The organism is Amycolatopsis sp. CFH S0740, assembly GCF_004522315.1.
Taxonomy (GTDB): Bacteria; Actinomycetota; Actinomycetes; order Mycobacteriales; family Pseudonocardiaceae; genus Amycolatopsis; species Amycolatopsis nivea.
Genome location: NZ_SDLS01000034.1, coordinates 1 through 16,154 on the forward strand (window position 1 = coordinate 1; position 16,154 = coordinate 16,154).

The following is a 16,154-nucleotide window of genomic DNA, read 5'->3' on the forward strand; positions in this document are numbered from 1 at the left end:
CGCTTGACAAACAAAACCCAGGGATGTCTTCACGGACGTCGGGCGGCGGACCGCGGCGGGGGACGCGAGCGGCGGCGGCCGGACAGTGGCAAGATCTGCGGTGTTCCCCAGGAGACCCGTCCCCGAGAACACCGCAGTGAGGATCGCCGCATGGCTGTGCCGCCCCTGCTCACGCTGAACAATTCGGTCGTCATCCCGCAGCTCGGACTCGGCATGTACCAAGTCCGGCCGGATCAGGTAGCGAAGGTCGTCGCGACGGCGTTCGAAGCCGGGTACCGCAGCATCGACACCGCCGCCATGTACGGCAACGAAGCCGAGGTCGGCGCGGCGGTGCGGGAGTCCGGGCTGCCGCGCGAGGACGTCTTCGTGACCACCAAGGTCTGGAACACCGACCACGGCTACGACAACACCCTGCGCGCGTTCGACCGCAGCGCCGAAGCCCTCGGCCTCGGCCCGGTCGACCTGTACCTGATCCACTGGCCGAAACCGGAGCTGGACCGCTACGTCGAGACCTGGCGCGCGCTCGAACTCCTGCTCAACGAGGGCCGCGTCCGGGCGATCGGCGTGTCGAACTTCGGCGTCGACCACCTGCGCCGCCTGCTCGACGAGACCGACGTCGTGCCGGTGGTCAACCAGGTCGAACTGCACCCGTGGCAGCAGCAGGCCCCGCTGCGCGCGTTCCACGCCGAGCACGGCATCGCGACCGAGGCGTGGAGCCCGCTGGCCCGCGGCCGGAACCTGAACGACCGGGTGATCACGGCGCTGGCGGCGAAGTACGGGAAGACGCCCGCCCAGCTGGTGCTGCGCTGGCACCTGCAGCTGGGCATCATCGCGATCCCGAAGTCGGCGACCCCGTCGCGGATCCGGGAGAACGCGGACGTGTTCGACTTCGAACTCGCCGAGGACGACCTGCTGGCCCTGGCAGAACTCGACTCCTGAACGGCTGGTCGGGAAGCTCGGATGCCCGCCGCGGCTTCGGGAATCAAGGCCTGCCCCGGATGCGCGGCACCGCCTCAGCGCGGGGCGCATGCGCGTCGCAGCGGCAGTCAGCTGCGCGGATGCCGGTCGCTGCGGCTTCGGGAGCCCAAGGCCTGCCCGGGATGCGCCGCACTGCCTCAGCTCACGGCGCTTGCGCGTAGCTGCGGGGGCAGTCAGCTGTGCGGGTTTTGGCGACTTCCTCGCGGCCCCGGAAACACCGCACCGCCCCAGCCGAGGGCGGAGGCGGTGCTTGCCGTTCGAGGTTCAGGCGGCGCATGCCCGTCGTTGCGGTGCCGGGCTGCTGCGCGGGTTCTGGCGATGTCCTCGCGGCTTGCCCCAGATACGCCGCACCGCCCCAGCCCAGGCGAGGGCGGAGGCGGTGCCAGCGGGTCAGAGAGTCAGGAAGCGCGGATGCCCGCCGCCGCGAAGTCGGCCAGCTGGGCCGGTTCCTTGAGGAACGCGCGGAAGCTCTGCGTGCCGCGCTGCTGGACCTCGTCGATCGTCTTCCCGGACAGGCCGACGAACGGGTAGTCCGCGGGCGGACCGGAGCCGATCGGCATCGCGGGGGAGCCGATGACGTCCGGCTTGGACTTCGAGAGCTGGGTCACCCAGTACGACGATTCGGGGATCCAGCCGTCGGGCAGTCCGCCGATCGTGTCGAGCGAGGATTTGCCGGTGAGCGCGTTCAGCACCTCGGAGGCGGGCTTGCTCTGCACGGCCACGTGCACGCAGCTGCCGTGGACCTGGGTGAGGTCCTGGTTCCAGCGCGCCGCCGCGGTCTCGACCGGCTTGGCGATCTGCGGGGTCACGACGATCCGGACGTCGGTGCGGCCGCCGTTGCAGCTGGCGGCCTGCGCCTCGGCGCGGTTGTTGAGCACGCTGTCGGCCCAGTTCCAGCCGACCACGCCGAGCGTGGCCAGCACCACGAGCCCGACGGCCACGAGAGGCCACTTCGCGATCCGCCTGCGAGGCGCCTTCTTGGCGACGATCCGGTGCGACCCGGTCGTCTCGCTGCGGCCGGCGGGCCGCTTCGGCGGGTCGAGAGGGTGCGGCACCGGCTCCTCGGGCAGGCTGTGACGCCCCATCGTTGTCCTTTCGTGACCTGCACAACACGCTCAGTTATGCAATCGAACCGTTATCACTCTATCAGGCCAGCGACCTGCGGTGAATACCGTTACGCAGAGTTGTCAGCTCCACGGCCGGGCGACTCCGGCACGGGATCCGGCGGCTGGGCCGGGTCGGCGAGAAGGTCGCGGCAGAGGCCGATCAGGCGGGCCCGCAGCGGCGCGGCCCGCTCGGCGAATCCGGCCTGGGCGCGGGCGTAGGAGGCCCGCCCTTCGGCGGTCTCGATCGGCACCGGCCGGTAGCCGTAGTCCGCTAGATCGTACGGGCTGGCCCGCATGTCCAGTTCACGGACGTCCGCGGCGAGCGCGAAACAGTCGCCGACCAGCTCCGCGGGCACGAACGGATCGAGCTTGTAAGCCCACTTGAAAAGATCCATGTTCGCGTGCAGGCAGCCCGGCTGCTCCAGCGCGACCTGCGATTCCCGGGTCGGCTCCAGCGTGTTCCGCGGCCGCGCCGGACCGGTGAAGAACCGGAACGCGTCGTAGTGCCCGCACCGGATGTCCATCGATTCCACGACCCGGTCGGTCCCGGCCGAGCCGAGCCGCAGCGGGACCTGCGCGTGCCGCACCGAGTCCGCGGGCTCGCGGTAGACCATGGCCCATTCGTGCAGCCCGAAGCAGCTCAGCCGCGGCGCTCGCGAAGCGGTGGCCGACAGCAGCTTCAGCACGAACTCCGCGGTGCGCGCCCGGCGGCCGGTGAACGCCGCCGGGTCGAGCATCACCCCGGCCTCGGTCTCGACGTAGGCCGGACGCTCGAGGAACCGCCGTGCGGACGCTCCCGCGAGCACCACACCCGGACCCGGCTGCCAGCGTTCGAGATGCCCCGGCCGGTGCGAGTAGTAGGTGAACAGGAAATCCAGCACGGGGTGTTTCTCGCCCCGCGCCCGGCGTTCCTGGTGCGGCCCGGTCCACGCGCGCATCCGCTCGGCGTGCGCTCGCTCCCGGGCCTGCCAGTCCGCCTCGGCGAGCACGACCGCGCTCATGCCGCCACGTGGGTGCCGTCGCGCACGGTCCCCACGTACTCCTCGACGAGGTCTTCCAGCGCCACCACGCCGACGGCCGCGCCGGAGGCGTCGAGTGCCCGCGCGAGGTGGCTGCCTTCCTTGCGCATGGCCGAAAGCGCGACGTCGAGCCGCGCGTCCGACCGCAGTTCGGTGAGCGGCCGCGTCTTGTCGTCCGGCACCACCGTGTCCGGGTCCTGGCCGACGAGGTCGAGCACGTCCTTCACATGGATGTAGCCGGTGAGCGAACCGTCGTCGGTGCACACCGGGAAGCGCGAGAACCCGGTGGTGGACACCGCCCGCTCGACGTCGCCGAGCGTCGGCCCGCAGGGGAGCGTCGTGAGCTCCGAGGTGGGCACCAGCACGTCCGCGACGGTCTTGGCGACCGACGACAGCGTCTGCGAAAGCCGCCGGTGCTCGGACTGGTCGAGCAGCCCTTCCTGGCGCGATTCGCTGAGCAGTTCGGCGAGTTCGTCGGAGCTGTACGCGGTCTCCAGCTCGTCCTTCGGCTCCACCTTCATCAGGCGCAGCAGCGAGTTCGCGACGAAGTTGAGGAACGCGATGACCGGGTTCGCCACCTTCACCCACGCCACGTGGACCGGCACGAGCCACAGCGCGAGCCGCTCCGGTTCGGCGATCGCGAGGTTCTTCGGCACCATCTCGCCGATCAGCACGTGCAGCATGGTGATGAACGCCAGCGCGATCGCGAACGAAATCGGGTGCAGCAGCTGGTCGGGCAGGCCGAGCAGATCGAAGAACCCGGACAGCCGGTGCGCGACCGCGGGCTCGCCCAAGCGGCCGAGCAGCAGCGAGCAGATGGTGATCCCCAGCTGTGCCCCGGCGAGCATCTGCGAGACGTGCTTGCTCGCGTTGATCACGATCTGCGCGCGGGTCTTTCCCTGTTCCAGCAACGCTTCCAGCCGGTCGCGGCGCGAGGAGATGAGGGTGAATTCCGCGCCGACGAAGAACGCGTTGGCCAGCAGCAGGACCACGACGAGGGCGATGTTCAGCCAGTCGCTCACGCGGTCACCTCGCGTTCGGCCGGGCGCACCTGGACCTCGGCGACGCGGTGCCGGTCCATGCTGGTGACCGCGAGCCGCCAGCCGTCGACCTCGACGGCGTCGCCCTCGGCCGGGATCGCGCCGAGCCGCTCCAGGATCAGCCCGGCGATCGTTTCGTAGTCGCCCTCGGGCATCCGGAACCCGGTGATGTCGCGGACCTCGTCCGCGCGCAGCTGCCCGGACACGAGCCAGCGGTCCGCGCCGAGCTGCTGCGCGGCCGGGGCCTCGCGGTCGTCGTGCTCGTCGCGGACGTCGCCGATGATCTCCTCGACCACGTCCTCCAGCGTGACCAGCCCGGCGGTGCCGCCGTACTCGTCCACCACGATCGCCAGCTGGTAGCGCGAATCGCGCAGCCGGTTCAGCAGATCGTCGCCGGGCAGCGATTCCGGCACCGTCGGCACCGGCCGCATCGCCGACCGGATCCGCGTGGTCGCGCGGTCCGCGGCCGGGACGGCGAACGCCTGCTTGACGTGCACCGCGCCCTGGACGTCGTCGAGATCCTCGGTGTAGACGGGGAACCGCGAGAACCCGGTGCGCCGCGAGATGTCGATGAGGTCGTCGATCGTGTCGTCCACGGTGAGCGATTCGACCTGCACGCGCGGGGTCATCAGCTCGTCCGCGGTGCGGTCGCCGAAGCGCAGGGAGCGGTCCAGCAGCTCCGCGGTGGACGTGTCGAGCTTCCCGCTTTCCGCGCTGGAGCGGACGATCGAGCCCAGCTCCTGCGGCGACCGCGCGGAACGGAGCTCCTCCTGCGGCTCGATGCCGAATTTGCGGACGAGGAAGTTGGCGCTGTTGTTCATCAGCGTGATGAGCCAGCGGAACAGCGCCGAGAACCGGGCGTGGTAGCCGGAAACCGCGCGCGCGGTCGGCAGCGGCCGCGCGATCGCGATGTTCTTCGGCACCATCTCGCCGAGGATCATCGACAGGAACGTGGCCAGCACCAGCGCGACCGCCACCGCGACCCCGGACGCCGCCGAAGCGGGCAGGCCGGTCGCGTCGAGCAGCGGGCGGACCAGGTCGCCGATGAGCGGTTCGGCGAGGAAACCGGTGATCAGCGTGGTGAGCGTGATCGCGACCTGCGCGCCGGAGAGCTGGAAGCTCAGCGTGCGGTGCGCCTTCTGGACGGTGCGCGAACGCTTGTCACCGACCTGGCGGACGTCCGCGTCGACCGTGCTGCGCTCGAGCGCGGTCAGCGAGAACTCGGCCGCCACGGCGAGACCGGTGCCGATCGTGAGAAGAAGGAAGAGCAGCACGCCGAGCACGGAAAGCAGGACGTGGATCACAGCGCACCGTCCGGGACGGCGGAACGGACGGCGGGCGGAAAGCCGGGTCGATGCGGACCCGGCCCGGTACTGTCACCGGGCGATGGCGCAGCGCGCACGGATGGAAGTCACTCCTCGGCATAACGGGTTTGTAGTGCGACGATGCCGACAATCGTACCGGGTCCGGGCAGCCGTGCGGCGGCAGGACGCGAACCTGGCGCCCGTTTTTCCGCCCGCCGCTGCGGGAACCGCGCTCCCGCCTGCGGCATCCCGGGCCGCTGACGTGCTCCAAGCCCCCGTGCCGCGTTGCGGTTTCTGAACAGGGTGAGCGCGGCGCTCGCCAGCGATGCGGAACTCCGGCGGACGAGACGCGCCGGACGGCTTCTCTCCCGCTGCGGTCCGTGAAGGGCTCCTTGAGGGAATCTGATTCTCTCAAGGAGCCCTTCACGGACCTCGCCAAACGCGCGTGTCCGCCGCGGCAGGGCGAGAACCCCGCGGGCGCAGTGCGCGAAGCTGCCCGTTGCCGTTGCCGTTGCCCGCCCTGCGGCCGTCGCCCGCCTCGCGGCCGTTGCCCGTCCCGTTGCCGTTGCCCGTCCCGTTGCCGTTGCCCGCCTCGCGGCCGTTGCCCGTCCCGTTGCCGTTGCCCGTCCCGTTGCCGTTGCCCGCCTCGCGGCCGTTGCCCGTCCCGTTGCCGTTGCCCGTCCCGTTGCCGTTGCCCGCCTCGCGGCCGTTGCCCGTCCCGTTGCCGTTGCCCGTCCCGCGGCCGTTGCCTGCCCTGCGGCCGCTGCCTGCCGCTCGGTGCCTCTGCCCTTGCTGCTGCCTGCCCTGTTTCCCCTGGCCCGCCTCGCCGCCTGCTGCCGCTGGTCGCCGCGCCTGCGCCTGGCTGCTGGGCGCGGCCCGACTGGCGGGAATGCCCGTGAGGGGTCCCCCTCACGACCTCAGCGAGACCACGCCACCCACCCGGCGGCCGCACGTCCGTCCACAGTGGTGCTTCAGCGCGGCCGTCGCCCCAGCAACGCCACCAGCCGGTCCGGAGCCGCCGCGTTGCGGCCGGCCGCGACTGGCGGGTCGAACAGCCCGAGGCCCTGCCAGTCGTCGATCATCGGGCGCAGCACGTCGAGCAGCCGCCCGGCGAGGACGTCCGGGACCGGGTTCGGGCGGCCGAGCGCGGTGGCGAGGTCCCAGCCGTGCACGGCGAGGTCGAGCGTCATCTGCCAGCCGTACTCCTCGGCGGGCACCAGCCCGAACGAGACGTGCACGGTGCGGCGCAGCGCGCCGGGGGAGAGCCACGCTTCGCGGGCGGCGGCGGACGCCTTCTCCCACACCGAGAGTGGGTCGTCGCCGAGGACGTCTCCGTCGTAGCGGGTGCCGACCTCGTCAAGCGTCGCACCGGCGAGCAGATTGGGTACCCAGAGTTGTTCGACGGCCAGATGATTCACCAGATCGCGTACCGACCAATCGGTGCACGGCGTGCCGCGGGCCCAATCGCCCGGACCGGCGGCGCGCACGGCGGCGTCGAACACGTCCAGTGCGCTGCCGTGGGCGGCGAGGAGATCCACGGGGCACATTGAACACGATTCAGCTGCGCGCGCCCGGCCGGTGTCGTCGCACGGTCTCTTCGACGAGGTCCAGCACCGGGCCCAGATCGTCGCCCGGAAGCCCCATCGCGAGGTGCGACACGAGCCCTTCCAGCACGAGTTCCAGGAACGCGGTCAGCACGCTGACGTCGACGTCGTCGCGCAGGTTGCCTGCCTTGCGCTGCCATTCGAGACGGTCGCGGGTGGCCTCGGTCAGCTGCTGCGAGCGTTCCGCCCACCGGCCGCGGAACTCCGGGTCGGTGCGCAGCCGCCGCGACACCTCCAGCCGGGTGCCGAGCCAGTCCGCCGGATGTTCGCTGTTCCCGGCCAGCAGGTCGCGCATGACCTGGACCAGGCCCTGTTCGGCGACGACGTCGGCCATCCGCACCGCGTCGTCCTCGGCGAGGGCGAGGAAGAGCGATTCCTTGTCGCGGAAGTGGTGGAAGATCGCCCCGCGCGACAATCCGGTGGCTTCTTCCAGACGGCGGACCGTGGCACCCTCGTAGCCGTAGCGTGCGAAACACACGCGCGAGCCGTCGAGGATCTGCCGGCGGCGTGCGTCGAGGTGATCCTGGCTGACCCGTGGCATCCTGAAATCCTGACATCGAGGACCGGGTTCTCGCAATCCGTACGTACGTACTGTGACGAGACGGCGGAACGGATGCGCGCCGTCACACTGGCGGGTTCTCGGCTGACACGACCGGGCCGGTTGACTACGCTGTGCACATCACGACGTGAGCACCGGAAAGGGAGCGGCCTTGGTCATCGGCGAGTCGGGCCGTGCGCGCGGCGGTTTCGCCATGGACGCGGCGGAGCTGACCGCGGTCATCCGGTTGTGGGAGGACCAGCTCGCGAAGATCGCCGCCGACGGCCGCGCGATCGACGAGATCCTCGCGGTCTTCGCCGCCCCCGGCTCGGACCCGGCGAGCACGGAGTACGCGGCCGCCGGCGCGGACTCCCTGCACACGCTGCGCGACCAGAACGAGGCGCTGCGCCGGTACGCCGCCGGATACCTCGACAAGCTGCGCGCCGCGCGGGACCGGACGGCCGAGGCGGACCAGGCCGGCGCCGACCTCAGTCGCGGCCGGTAAGCGAACGGCCCCGGCCGCGCACGAAGGGAACCAGGTGGACGGCAAGCAGATCTTCGACAACTTCCGCGGCGGCGACACGTCCGGTTTGCGTGCCGCCGCGGCGAAGGTCCAGGAGCTTTCGGCGGCCTACCTGGAGCGCGCGCAGAGCGTGAAAGAACTTCAAGAGCGGATGGCGCGCTCGTGGACCGGCGACTCCGCCGACGCCGCGAAGGCGGGCGCGGGACCGGTCGAGGCCGGGTTCCGGGAGTCCGTCGACCCGCTCGACCTCACCAGCGCGTCGATGGACACCCAGGCCAGCAGCTTCGAAAGCTCCCGGCACGCGGTCGTCGACGTGCCGCCCCGCCCGGAGCGGCCGCAGCCGTGGGCCGGGCCGTTGCAGGCGGTGCTGCCCGCGTCGGCCGCGCCAGTGTCCTTTCAGGACAGCATCGACCGGTTCCACGGCGCGAACGAGAACAACGTCCGGGTGATGGAGCAGTACCACGGCGTCACCGCGAACACCAAACGCGTGCTGCCGAAGCAATACGGCCCGATCGTCGCCGACGGCGTCGCGGTCCGCCGGACCACTTCGGACAGTACGGCCACGCAGACCGCCGCGAGCCACGACCGGAACGGTCCCGGTGCCGCGGTGCTGCCCGCTCCGGTGAGCGAACCGTCCCAGCGCGGCTCGGGTCCGGCGGTCGGCGGCGCGCCCGTCGCGGCGGGCGGCCCCGGCGACGGCCTGCACTGGCGGCCGGAGTACCTCCTCGAGTCCGATCCGGAGGGCGTGTTCGGGGCGGACGGTTCGGCGACCCAGCCGGTTCTCGGCGACGAGGAGGAGTAGCCGGTGGCCGATCCGGCGGGACGGGTGGACGTCCCGGTCGAAGCGCTCGCGGCGCTGGCCGAACGCGAGCAGGTGGGCCGGTTGCACGTGACGCTGCGGCCGGATCCGGCGTGGCTGTCGGAAACCGAACGCGACGAAGCCGCCAAGCGGGTGGACGACGCGCTGGCGCTGGCGGGCTTGGTCGACTCGCGCGGCCGGGCCACGGTGGACTTCCTGGACTGGCTGCCGCTGCTCGTGCGCCCGGTGGTCGAGTACTACGGCTGGGTCGCGACCGGCGACCGCACGTACGGCGTGCTCGCCGCGGCCAGCGGACTGCAGGCGGTGCTCGCGGTGTCGGACGGCGAACACGTCGGCGTCCAGGAGATCGACCGCGAACGCGTGCTGGAAACGCTGGTGGAGCAATTGCCCGCGGTGGGCCCGGGCGGCGGATACGTGCGCACCGTGCGCGTCGCGGACCTGACCGAAGCCGCCCGGCGCGGCGAGGACGCTTTTCCGTTGGACCCGGTGCTGTCGGACGTGCTAACCCTGGTGCAGCGTCCGGTGCACGGAAGCGGAGAGCTGTACGCGGGACGACGCGACGACGTCGGCCGGTACGTCCGGTTGGAAGAACCCCTGCACTACGCGGACACGGACTGGGGCCGGTACCTGAGCTACACCGTCGGGGCCGGGCCGGACGCGGAAATCCGGATCGGGCCGGCCGGCCCGGCCGAACTGTGCGGTGCGCTGCGGGCTCTGGAGCGCACCCTGAACTGAGGGGACGCTGCGGTGCGCTATCCGGAAATCGAACCGTACGACAGCGGCCTGCTGGACGTCGGCGACGGCCACCGGGTGTACTGGGAAACCTGCGGCAACCCCGAGGGCAAACCGGTCGCCGTCCTCCACGGCGGCCCGGGAACCGGCTGCGGCGAAGGCATGCGGCAGTTTTTCGACCCGGCAAAATACCGAATCGTCCTGCTGGACCAACGCGGCTCCGGTCGCAGCACCCCGCACGCGGGCGACACTGTAGAAGCGCTGAAGGCGAACACCACCAGCCACCTGATCGCAGATCTGGAATTGCTGCGGGAAACCTTGAAAATCGACCGCTGGCAACTCTTCGGCGGCTCCTGGGGCTGCGTACTGGGCCTGGCCTATGCGGAACAGCATCCCGAACGCGTGACGGAAATCGTCATGATGGGCCTGGCCACTGACCGCCAGATCGAAATCGACCAGCTGACCGGCGGCCTCGCAGAAATGTTCCCGGAAGCCTACGCAAGCTTCCGCGACGGCGTTCCGGAAAACGAACGAGACGGCGACCTGTCAGCGGCCTACTACCGCCTGCTCACCGACCCGGACCCCGCAGTACACGAGCCAGCCGCACAACGTTGGTGCGCTTGGGAATCCGCCATGCTCCCCGGCGTCCCGCCCTCCCCGAAATTCGAAGACCCGCGCTTCCGCCTGGCCTTCGCCAGGACGGTCACCCACTACTTCTCCCAAGGCTGCTTCCTGGAAGACGGCGGAATCCTCCGCAACGCAGGAAAACTGGCCGGAATCCCGACAGTACTGGCACAAGGCATCCTGGACCTGAGCAGCCTGGCAGGCACCCCCTGGCTCCTGGAACAAGCACTCCCGGACGCAGAACTAATCCTGGTAAGCGGCGCAGGCCACACGACGGCAGTCCCCTCGATGGAAAACACCCTAATCGCAGCCACCGACAAATTCGCCACCCGCCGGTGAGGGACCCCTTCACGGTTTTTTCGGTACGTGAGGGCCACCCTAAGGGAATCTGATTCCCTCAGGGTTCCCCTCACGACCCTCGCCCCGCCCACCCCGCGTCCGCTCGGAACGTGCCCCAATGCGGCATTGGGTGCGTCCCACGCACCGAATGCCACTTTGGGTGCATCGCATGCACCCAATGCCACTTTGGGGCGCTAGCCCCGCCACGAACGAAACCGCCGCCGATGCACCCAACGTTCGGTGCACCCACACCGCCCCCGCACCCCGATACGAAGCTCTCCTGCGGTCTGAGGGTGCTTGTCAAGGCATCTTTCCAGCCTTGACAAGCACCCTCGGACCGTCAGCACAATCCAGCTTCGGGGTGCCCCACGCAACCATGGGGCGCAATGTCGCCGCCAGGCGACGAGCCGACCCCCTACGGAATCATCAACGCAGGCACTCCCGTCGGACTCGACGCCTCGGCATTCCGAGCCTCGCGAGCAACCTCAGCCTGCCGCAATGCAGTAACCCGAGGCGGAACCCGATCCAAGTGCCACTCCGCCAACACCAACGCCACTTTGGCCTGCATCTCCGTCCGCAACCGCAAGAACGAATCCGCCGGATCCGCCCCGACCTCCCCGAGCAGCAACCACCAAGCCCAAGCAGCAGCCCCAGCATTGGCGATAAAGTCCGGAATCACCGCAACCCCACGCGCCGACAACGCAGCCTCGGCCTCCGGAGTAGTAGCAGCGTTAGCCGCCTCCACCACCACCTTGGCCTTGACGAGATTCTCGTTGTCCACCCGCAACGCGTAAGAAATAGCCGCCGGAACAAAGATGTCCGCCTCAGCGGCCACCACTGCCTCCCGCGGCAGCGACTGGACCCCTTCCGGCAACCGCCCCCGGTCAACCTCCCCGAACCGGTCCCGCAACTCCAGCAACGCGGGAATGTCCAACCCCTCCGGGTCGTACAACGTCCCAGCGGCATCCGCGACAGCCACGACCTTCATCCCCGCCTCGTGCAGGTACCAAGCCGCGCCGCCGCCCATCGTCCCGATCCCCTGAATGGCGACACTCGTCTCCGGAACAGCCCACCCCCAGGTGTTGGCCGCCCCGAGACAAGCCTGCGCCACCCCGTACCCGCCGATGACGTCCCCGAGCAACTGCCCGCCGGGAACCGGCGCGTTCAGCCCAGCCTGAACCCGCCGAAGCGTGCGCGCCGGATCGGCCGACCGGCGGATCGCGGCGTGGTACGACTGCTCCAGTCCGAGTGTCGCGAAAACCTCGTCGATGAGATGCTGCGGCACCCCCAGGTCCTCCGCGGTCACCCAGCTGGAGTCCAGCCAGGGACGCAGGAACTCGCAGAACCGGGTGAGCACACCGGTCGCGCGCGGGTCCTTGGGGTCGAAGTCGATGCCGCCCTTCGCGCCGCCGACCGGGAGGTTGAACGCGGCCGTCTTGTTCGCCATGCCGCGCGCGAGGTCGGCCACCTCGTCGACCGTGCAGCCGGCGCGCATCCGCGTGCCGCCCGTGGCGACGCCGGAAACCAGGCTGTGCACGACCAGGTAGCCGTGCGCGCCCGTGACCGGGTCGGTCCACGTGAGCTTCATCAGCGGTTCGGCGATCCGCGGGTCCATCGAGCCACTCACCTCCTCGAGTCCTTGGCAGCGCGCTTCGCCGCCTGCTTCCGAGGGTGCTGCCACTTCGGGGCGCGCGTCTATTTACCGAATCTGGACGAAGTTGTTTAGGGTTCGTACATGGAGCTTTCGTTGCACCGCTTGAGGATGCTCCGCGAGCTGCACCGCAGGGGGACGGTCACCGCGGCCGCGGCGGCGTTGCATTACACCGCTTCGGCGGTGTCGCAGCAACTCGCACAGCTGGAACGCGACGTCGGCGCGAAGCTGTTCGAACGGCTCGGCCGCCGGGTCCAGCTGACCGAACTCGGCATCCTGCTCACCGAGCACGCCGAGGAGATCCTGGGTTCGGTCGAGCGCGCGACGCTCGCGCTGGAGGAAGCACAGGGCTCGATGTCCGCGCGGCTCACCGCGGGCGTCTGGGCGTCCGTAGCGTCCGGTTTGCTGCCGACCGCGCTCACCGCGCTGGCCGCGGACTACCCGGGAATCCAAGTGCGGACGAAGGAACTGGCCCCGGAGGCGACCGCGGACGCGGTCCGGGACGGCTCGCTGGACCTGTCGTTCGTCATCGACTACTCGGATGCCCCGATGGAGTGGAGCGACGGGCTGGAGCGCGCGGTCGTGGCGGTGGAACGGCTGCACGCGGCGGTCCCGGCGGGCGCGCTGCAGTCGGCCACGGTGCCGCTCGACGCGCTCGCGGAGCACCCGTGGATCCTGGCGAGCCCTAAGTCCCATTTCGGCCGCGCGATCCGGATTGCCTGCCAGCGGCACGGTTTCCAGCCGAAAATCAATCACGAGGTCGAGGAGCAGTCGACCGCGATGGCGATGGTGGGCGCCGGGCTCGGCGTCACCCTGGTGTCGGATCTGGGCCTGCGGCTGCTGCGCCCGCCGGGGATCGACGTCGTCGCACTGGCCCCGCCGCTGCTGCGGACGGTGTCGATCGCTTATCGCCGCACGGAGATCCGGCGGCCGGCGTTGCACCTGGTGGTGGCGGCGGTGCAGAAAGCGGCGGCGGAGCTGGGACTGGGGACCGAGCCCGCTCTGCCGTGAGCCCGGGTGCCCCGGATGGAGCAGTGCCGCCAGGGTGATCCATTCGGTGAACTCCCAGGTCAACCAGGATTACGGGTTCCTTGTCGATCGTCTCCGGCGCTTCTCGGCCCTGTTTTTGTCGGACCCCGCGTGTAGCGTCGCGAAGCGACGAGGTCCGGCCCCGCGGACCTCCTGATGGGGACGGCGACAGATGACTGCAGTGCACGACTTTCCGGACAGATCCGGGAGTGCGGCGAACCGGACCGCGCGGGTGCTCGCTGACCGCGCGGAGGGGGAGCGGTACGTCGCGTCGGTGTGTTTCAAGCACGGCCCGCCGAGACTGCTCGGGGTGGAACTGGAGTTCACCGTGCACCATTCCGGCGACCCGGTCCGCCCGCTCGACCCCGATGTCCTCGCGACGGCACTCGGCCCGCACACCCCGCGGACGCTGCGCCCCGACAGTCCCGCGATCCCGCTCCCGGCCGGCGCGCCGGTGAGCCTGGAACCGGGCTGCCAGGTGGAGATCTCCGCTCCGCCGCAGGCCTCGCTGCGTGCCCTGCACGCGGCTGTGGAGGCCGATCTCGCTCATCTCGCCGGTCTTCTCGCCCGCCACGGCCTCGAACTCGGGGCCGCGGGCATCGACGAACACCGTCCGCCCCGGCGCGTTCTGCGCACGCCCCGCTACGCCGCCATGGAACGCCGGTTCGCCCCGATCGGGGCGGGCGGCATCACCATGATGTGCAGTACCGCGGGGCTGCAGATCTGCGTCGACGCGGGCGAAGCCCACGAGGTCGCCGCGCGCTGGGCGGCCGCGCACGCGATGGGCCCGCCGCTGCTGGCCCTGTTCGCGAATTCCCGCGTGCACGCCGGAACCGACACCGGATTCGCGTCGGCGCGCTGGCTCGCGGTCATGGAAACCGAACCGGTCCGCACCCAGTCGCCCGAACCCGGGGAAGACCCGGCGCGCGAATGGGCCCGCCGGATGATGGACACGCCGCTGATGGTGTTCCCGCGCGGCGAACGGCCGTGGGACGCGCCGGAGGGGCTGACCTTCGCCGAGTGGATCGGCGGCCGGGGCGCGGCCACCGTGCTGCGCCGCCCGACGGCCGCGGACCTCGACTACCACCTCACCACGATGTTCACCCCGGTGCGGCCGCAGGGCTACCTCGAGCTGAGGTACCTGGACGGGCAGCCGCCGGGGGAATGGCTGCCGCCGGTCGCGCTGGTCACCGCGCTGCTGGCGAATCAGTCCACTGTGGACAAAGTACGCGAGGTGTGCGCGCCCGCGGCCGGCCGCTGGGCCGACGCCGCCCGGTGCGGGATGGCCGACGCGCAGCTGGCGGCGGTCGCCAGGGAGCTGGTGGAACTGGGCGTGGCCGAGCTGCCCGCCACCGGGCTTCCGGACGACACCGTCGCCCGGCTGGCCGCCGGGCTGCGGACGCGGGCCGCCGGGGTCCCGCGCCAGGACCGATGAGCAGGACCGAGAACACCGCCGGGCGGGGAGCCCGGCGAACCGGACTCGAGGAGTCAGGAGCCATGAGCACCATCCCCGAACAGAACCCGTTGCTGGAGCTGAGCCCGCAAGACCTGCGGGCGCACGCGGCCGCGGCCCTCACCCGGGCGCGCGAGCGCAGCGTGGCCCTCACCGACGCGGTCGACGACGAGGACCTCGCGCGGCAGCATTCGAAGCTGATGTCGCCGCTCGTGTGGGACCTCGCGCACATCGGCAGCCAGGAAGAACTGTGGCTGGTCCGCGACGTCGGCGGCCGGGAGCCGCTGCGGCCGGACATCGACGACCTGTACGACGCCTTCCAGCACGCCCGCGCGGACCGGCCGGCGCTGCCGCTGCTCGGTCCGGCCGAGGCCCGGGCGTACGTGAAGGAAGTTCGCGAAAAGGCGTTCGACGTTTTGGAAACCGCCCCGCTGGAAGGCAGGCGGCTCACCGAGAGCGCGTTCGCGTTCGGCATGATCACCCAGCACGAACAGCAGCACGACGAGACCATGCTGGCCACCCACCAGCTGCGCAAGGGCGAACCGGTGCTGCACGCCCCGGAGCCGCCGCGCGCGCCCGCCCGGAAGCTGCCCGCCGAGGTGCTCGTGCCCGGCGGCCGGTTCACCATGGGCACCACCGCCGAACCGTGGGCGCTGGACAACGAGCGCCCGGCGCACGAGGTCGACGTGCCCGCCTTCGTCCTCGACACCACGCCGGTCACCTGCGGGGCGTACGTCGAGTTCCTGGAATCCGGCGGATACCGCGACCAGCGGTTCTGGAGCGAGCCCGGCTGGGCCTGGCGGCAGGAGCACGACATCACCGCGCCCCGGTTCTGGCGCCGCGAACCCGACGGCTGGTGGCGCACTCGTTTCGGCCTGCGCGAGCGCGTCCCGGAGAACGAGCCGGTCGTGCACGTTTCGTATTACGAGGCGGAGGCGTACGCGCGCTGGGCGGGCAAGCGGCTGCCCACCGAGGCGGAGTGGGAGAAGGCCGCCCGGCACGATCCGGAGAGCGGACGGTCGCGGCGATTCCCGTGGGGCGACGAGGAACCGACCGCCGAGCACGCCAACCTCGGACAGCGCCACCTGCGCGCGGCCGAGGCGGGCGCGTATCCGGCCGGTGCGTCGCCGCTGGGCGTGCACCAGTTGATCGGCGACGTGTGGGAGTGGACGAGCACCGATTTCCACGGCTACCCGGGCTTCGCGGCGTTCCCGTACCGGGAGTACTCCGAGGTGTTCTTCGGACCGGAGTACAAGATCCTGCGCGGCGGGTCGTTCGGCACCGACGCGGCGGCGATCCGGGGCACGTTCCGCAACTGGGACTACCCGATCCGGCGGCAGATCTTCTCCGGTTTCCGGTGCGCGCGCGATCCGCGCCCGGGCGAGGCAGGCTAG

Annotated in this window: 15 protein-coding genes; 8 read left to right on the plus strand and 7 right to left on the minus strand. The window is 70.8% G+C overall.

Going from position 1 to position 16,154, the window contains the following annotated elements:
- The first annotated feature begins 150 nt into the window (after positions 1-150).
- On the plus strand, positions 151-939 hold the full coding sequence (locus EIZ45_RS38145) for an aldo/keto reductase (RefSeq protein ID WP_037814324.1): 789 nt from the start codon (positions 151-153) through the stop codon (positions 937-939).
- Positions 940-1,376: 437 nt separating this feature from the next.
- On the opposite strand, the gene EIZ45_RS38150 is transcribed toward EIZ45_RS38145, so the two are convergent.
- From EIZ45_RS38150 to EIZ45_RS38180, 6 genes are all read right to left on the minus strand, one after another.
- The gene (locus EIZ45_RS38150; RefSeq protein WP_078870511.1) at positions 1,377-2,063 is read right to left on the minus strand and encodes a substrate-binding domain-containing protein; all 687 of its coding nucleotides are present in this window, start codon (positions 2,061-2,063) and stop codon (positions 1,377-1,379) included.
- 89 nt (positions 2,064-2,152) lie between these two features.
- Complete coding sequence (locus tag EIZ45_RS38155; protein WP_134668398.1) at positions 2,153-3,085, minus strand: 3-methyladenine DNA glycosylase; 933 nt, start codon at positions 3,083-3,085, stop codon at positions 2,153-2,155.
- Positions 3,082-4,125, minus strand: coding sequence for a hemolysin family protein (locus EIZ45_RS38160; RefSeq protein WP_037814302.1), 1,044 nt, complete (start codon positions 4,123-4,125; stop codon positions 3,082-3,084). Before EIZ45_RS38160 ends, EIZ45_RS38155 begins: the two co-directional genes overlap by 4 nt.
- Positions 4,122-5,447 (minus strand): hemolysin family protein, encoded by a 1,326-nt coding sequence (locus tag EIZ45_RS38165; protein ID WP_037814301.1) that lies wholly within the window; start codon positions 5,445-5,447, stop codon positions 4,122-4,124. Before EIZ45_RS38165 ends, EIZ45_RS38160 begins: the two co-directional genes overlap by 4 nt.
- Positions 5,448-6,418: 971 nt before the next feature.
- Complete coding sequence (locus EIZ45_RS38175; RefSeq protein ID WP_134668400.1) at positions 6,419-6,985, minus strand: TIGR03086 family metal-binding protein; 567 nt, start codon at positions 6,983-6,985, stop codon at positions 6,419-6,421.
- Between the two features lie 19 nt (positions 6,986-7,004).
- Positions 7,005-7,592: a TetR/AcrR family transcriptional regulator gene (locus tag EIZ45_RS38180; RefSeq protein ID WP_037814298.1), complete on the minus strand. Its 588-nt coding sequence runs from the start codon at positions 7,590-7,592 to the stop codon at positions 7,005-7,007.
- A 145-nt stretch (positions 7,593-7,737) separates the two neighbouring features.
- Here EIZ45_RS38180 and EIZ45_RS38185 point away from each other — a divergent pair, with 145 nt between their 5' ends.
- Genes EIZ45_RS38185 through pip form a run of 4 tightly spaced genes read left to right on the plus strand, consistent with a single transcriptional unit; the run spans position 7,738 to position 10,627 of the window.
- Positions 7,738-8,094: a hypothetical protein gene (locus EIZ45_RS38185; protein ID WP_240690898.1), complete on the plus strand. Its 357-nt coding sequence runs from the start codon at positions 7,738-7,740 to the stop codon at positions 8,092-8,094.
- 34 nt (positions 8,095-8,128) lie between these two features.
- Entirely contained in the window at positions 8,129-8,914 is a 786-nt protein-coding gene (locus EIZ45_RS38190; protein ID WP_134668403.1) for a WXG100 family type VII secretion target, read from the plus strand.
- 24 nt (positions 8,915-8,938) lie between these two features.
- A complete protein-coding gene (locus EIZ45_RS38195; RefSeq protein ID WP_107051067.1) occupies positions 8,939-9,667 on the plus strand; it encodes an ESX secretion-associated protein EspG in 729 nt (242 codons plus the stop codon).
- 12 nt (positions 9,668-9,679) lie between these two features.
- Positions 9,680-10,627, plus strand: coding sequence for a prolyl aminopeptidase (gene pip, locus EIZ45_RS38200; RefSeq protein WP_043838032.1), 948 nt, complete (start codon positions 9,680-9,682; stop codon positions 10,625-10,627).
- Positions 10,628-11,042: 415 nt separating this feature from the next.
- On the opposite strand, the gene EIZ45_RS38205 is transcribed toward pip, so the two are convergent.
- Positions 11,043-12,242, minus strand: coding sequence for a Glu/Leu/Phe/Val dehydrogenase dimerization domain-containing protein (locus EIZ45_RS38205; RefSeq protein ID WP_134668405.1), 1,200 nt, complete (start codon positions 12,240-12,242; stop codon positions 11,043-11,045).
- A gap of 120 nt (positions 12,243-12,362) precedes the next feature.
- Between EIZ45_RS38205 and EIZ45_RS38210 the strand changes: the two genes are divergently transcribed.
- The 3 genes from EIZ45_RS38210 to egtB all read left to right on the plus strand — a co-directional run bounded on the left by EIZ45_RS38210 (position 12,363) and on the right by egtB (position 16,154).
- The gene (locus tag EIZ45_RS38210; RefSeq protein ID WP_037814293.1) at positions 12,363-13,289 is read left to right on the plus strand and encodes a LysR family transcriptional regulator; all 927 of its coding nucleotides are present in this window, start codon (positions 12,363-12,365) and stop codon (positions 13,287-13,289) included.
- 190 nt (positions 13,290-13,479) lie between these two features.
- Complete coding sequence (locus EIZ45_RS38215) at positions 13,480-14,742, plus strand: glutamate-cysteine ligase family protein (RefSeq protein ID WP_043827006.1); 1,263 nt, start codon at positions 13,480-13,482, stop codon at positions 14,740-14,742.
- A 62-nt stretch (positions 14,743-14,804) separates the two neighbouring features.
- Positions 14,805-16,154, plus strand: a complete 1,350-nt coding sequence (egtB, locus tag EIZ45_RS38220; protein WP_134668407.1) for an ergothioneine biosynthesis protein EgtB — start codon at positions 14,805-14,807, stop codon at positions 16,152-16,154.

What these genes read in the sequence shown, in the direction of transcription:
- EIZ45_RS38180 (WP_037814298.1), bottom strand. Translation starts at nt 7,592, where the DNA reads ATGCCACGGGTCAGCCAGGATCACCTCGACGCACGCCGCCGGCAGATC.
- EIZ45_RS38210 (WP_037814293.1), top strand. Translation starts at nt 12,363, where the DNA reads ATGGAGCTTTCGTTGCACCGCTTGAGGATGCTCCGCGAGCTGCACCGC.
- EIZ45_RS38205 (WP_134668405.1), bottom strand. Translation starts at nt 12,242, where the DNA reads ATGGACCCGCGGATCGCCGAACCGCTGATGAAGCTCACGTGGACCGAC.
- EIZ45_RS38145 (WP_037814324.1), top strand. Translation starts at nt 151, where the DNA reads ATGGCTGTGCCGCCCCTGCTCACGCTGAACAATTCGGTCGTCATCCCG.
- EIZ45_RS38155 (WP_134668398.1), bottom strand. Translation starts at nt 3,085, where the DNA reads ATGAGCGCGGTCGTGCTCGCCGAGGCGGACTGGCAGGCCCGGGAGCGA.
- EIZ45_RS38215 (WP_043827006.1), top strand. Translation starts at nt 13,480, where the DNA reads ATGACTGCAGTGCACGACTTTCCGGACAGATCCGGGAGTGCGGCGAAC.
- EIZ45_RS38150 (WP_078870511.1), bottom strand. Translation starts at nt 2,063, where the DNA reads ATGGGGCGTCACAGCCTGCCCGAGGAGCCGGTGCCGCACCCTCTCGAC.
- egtB (WP_134668407.1), top strand. Translation starts at nt 14,805, where the DNA reads ATGAGCACCATCCCCGAACAGAACCCGTTGCTGGAGCTGAGCCCGCAA.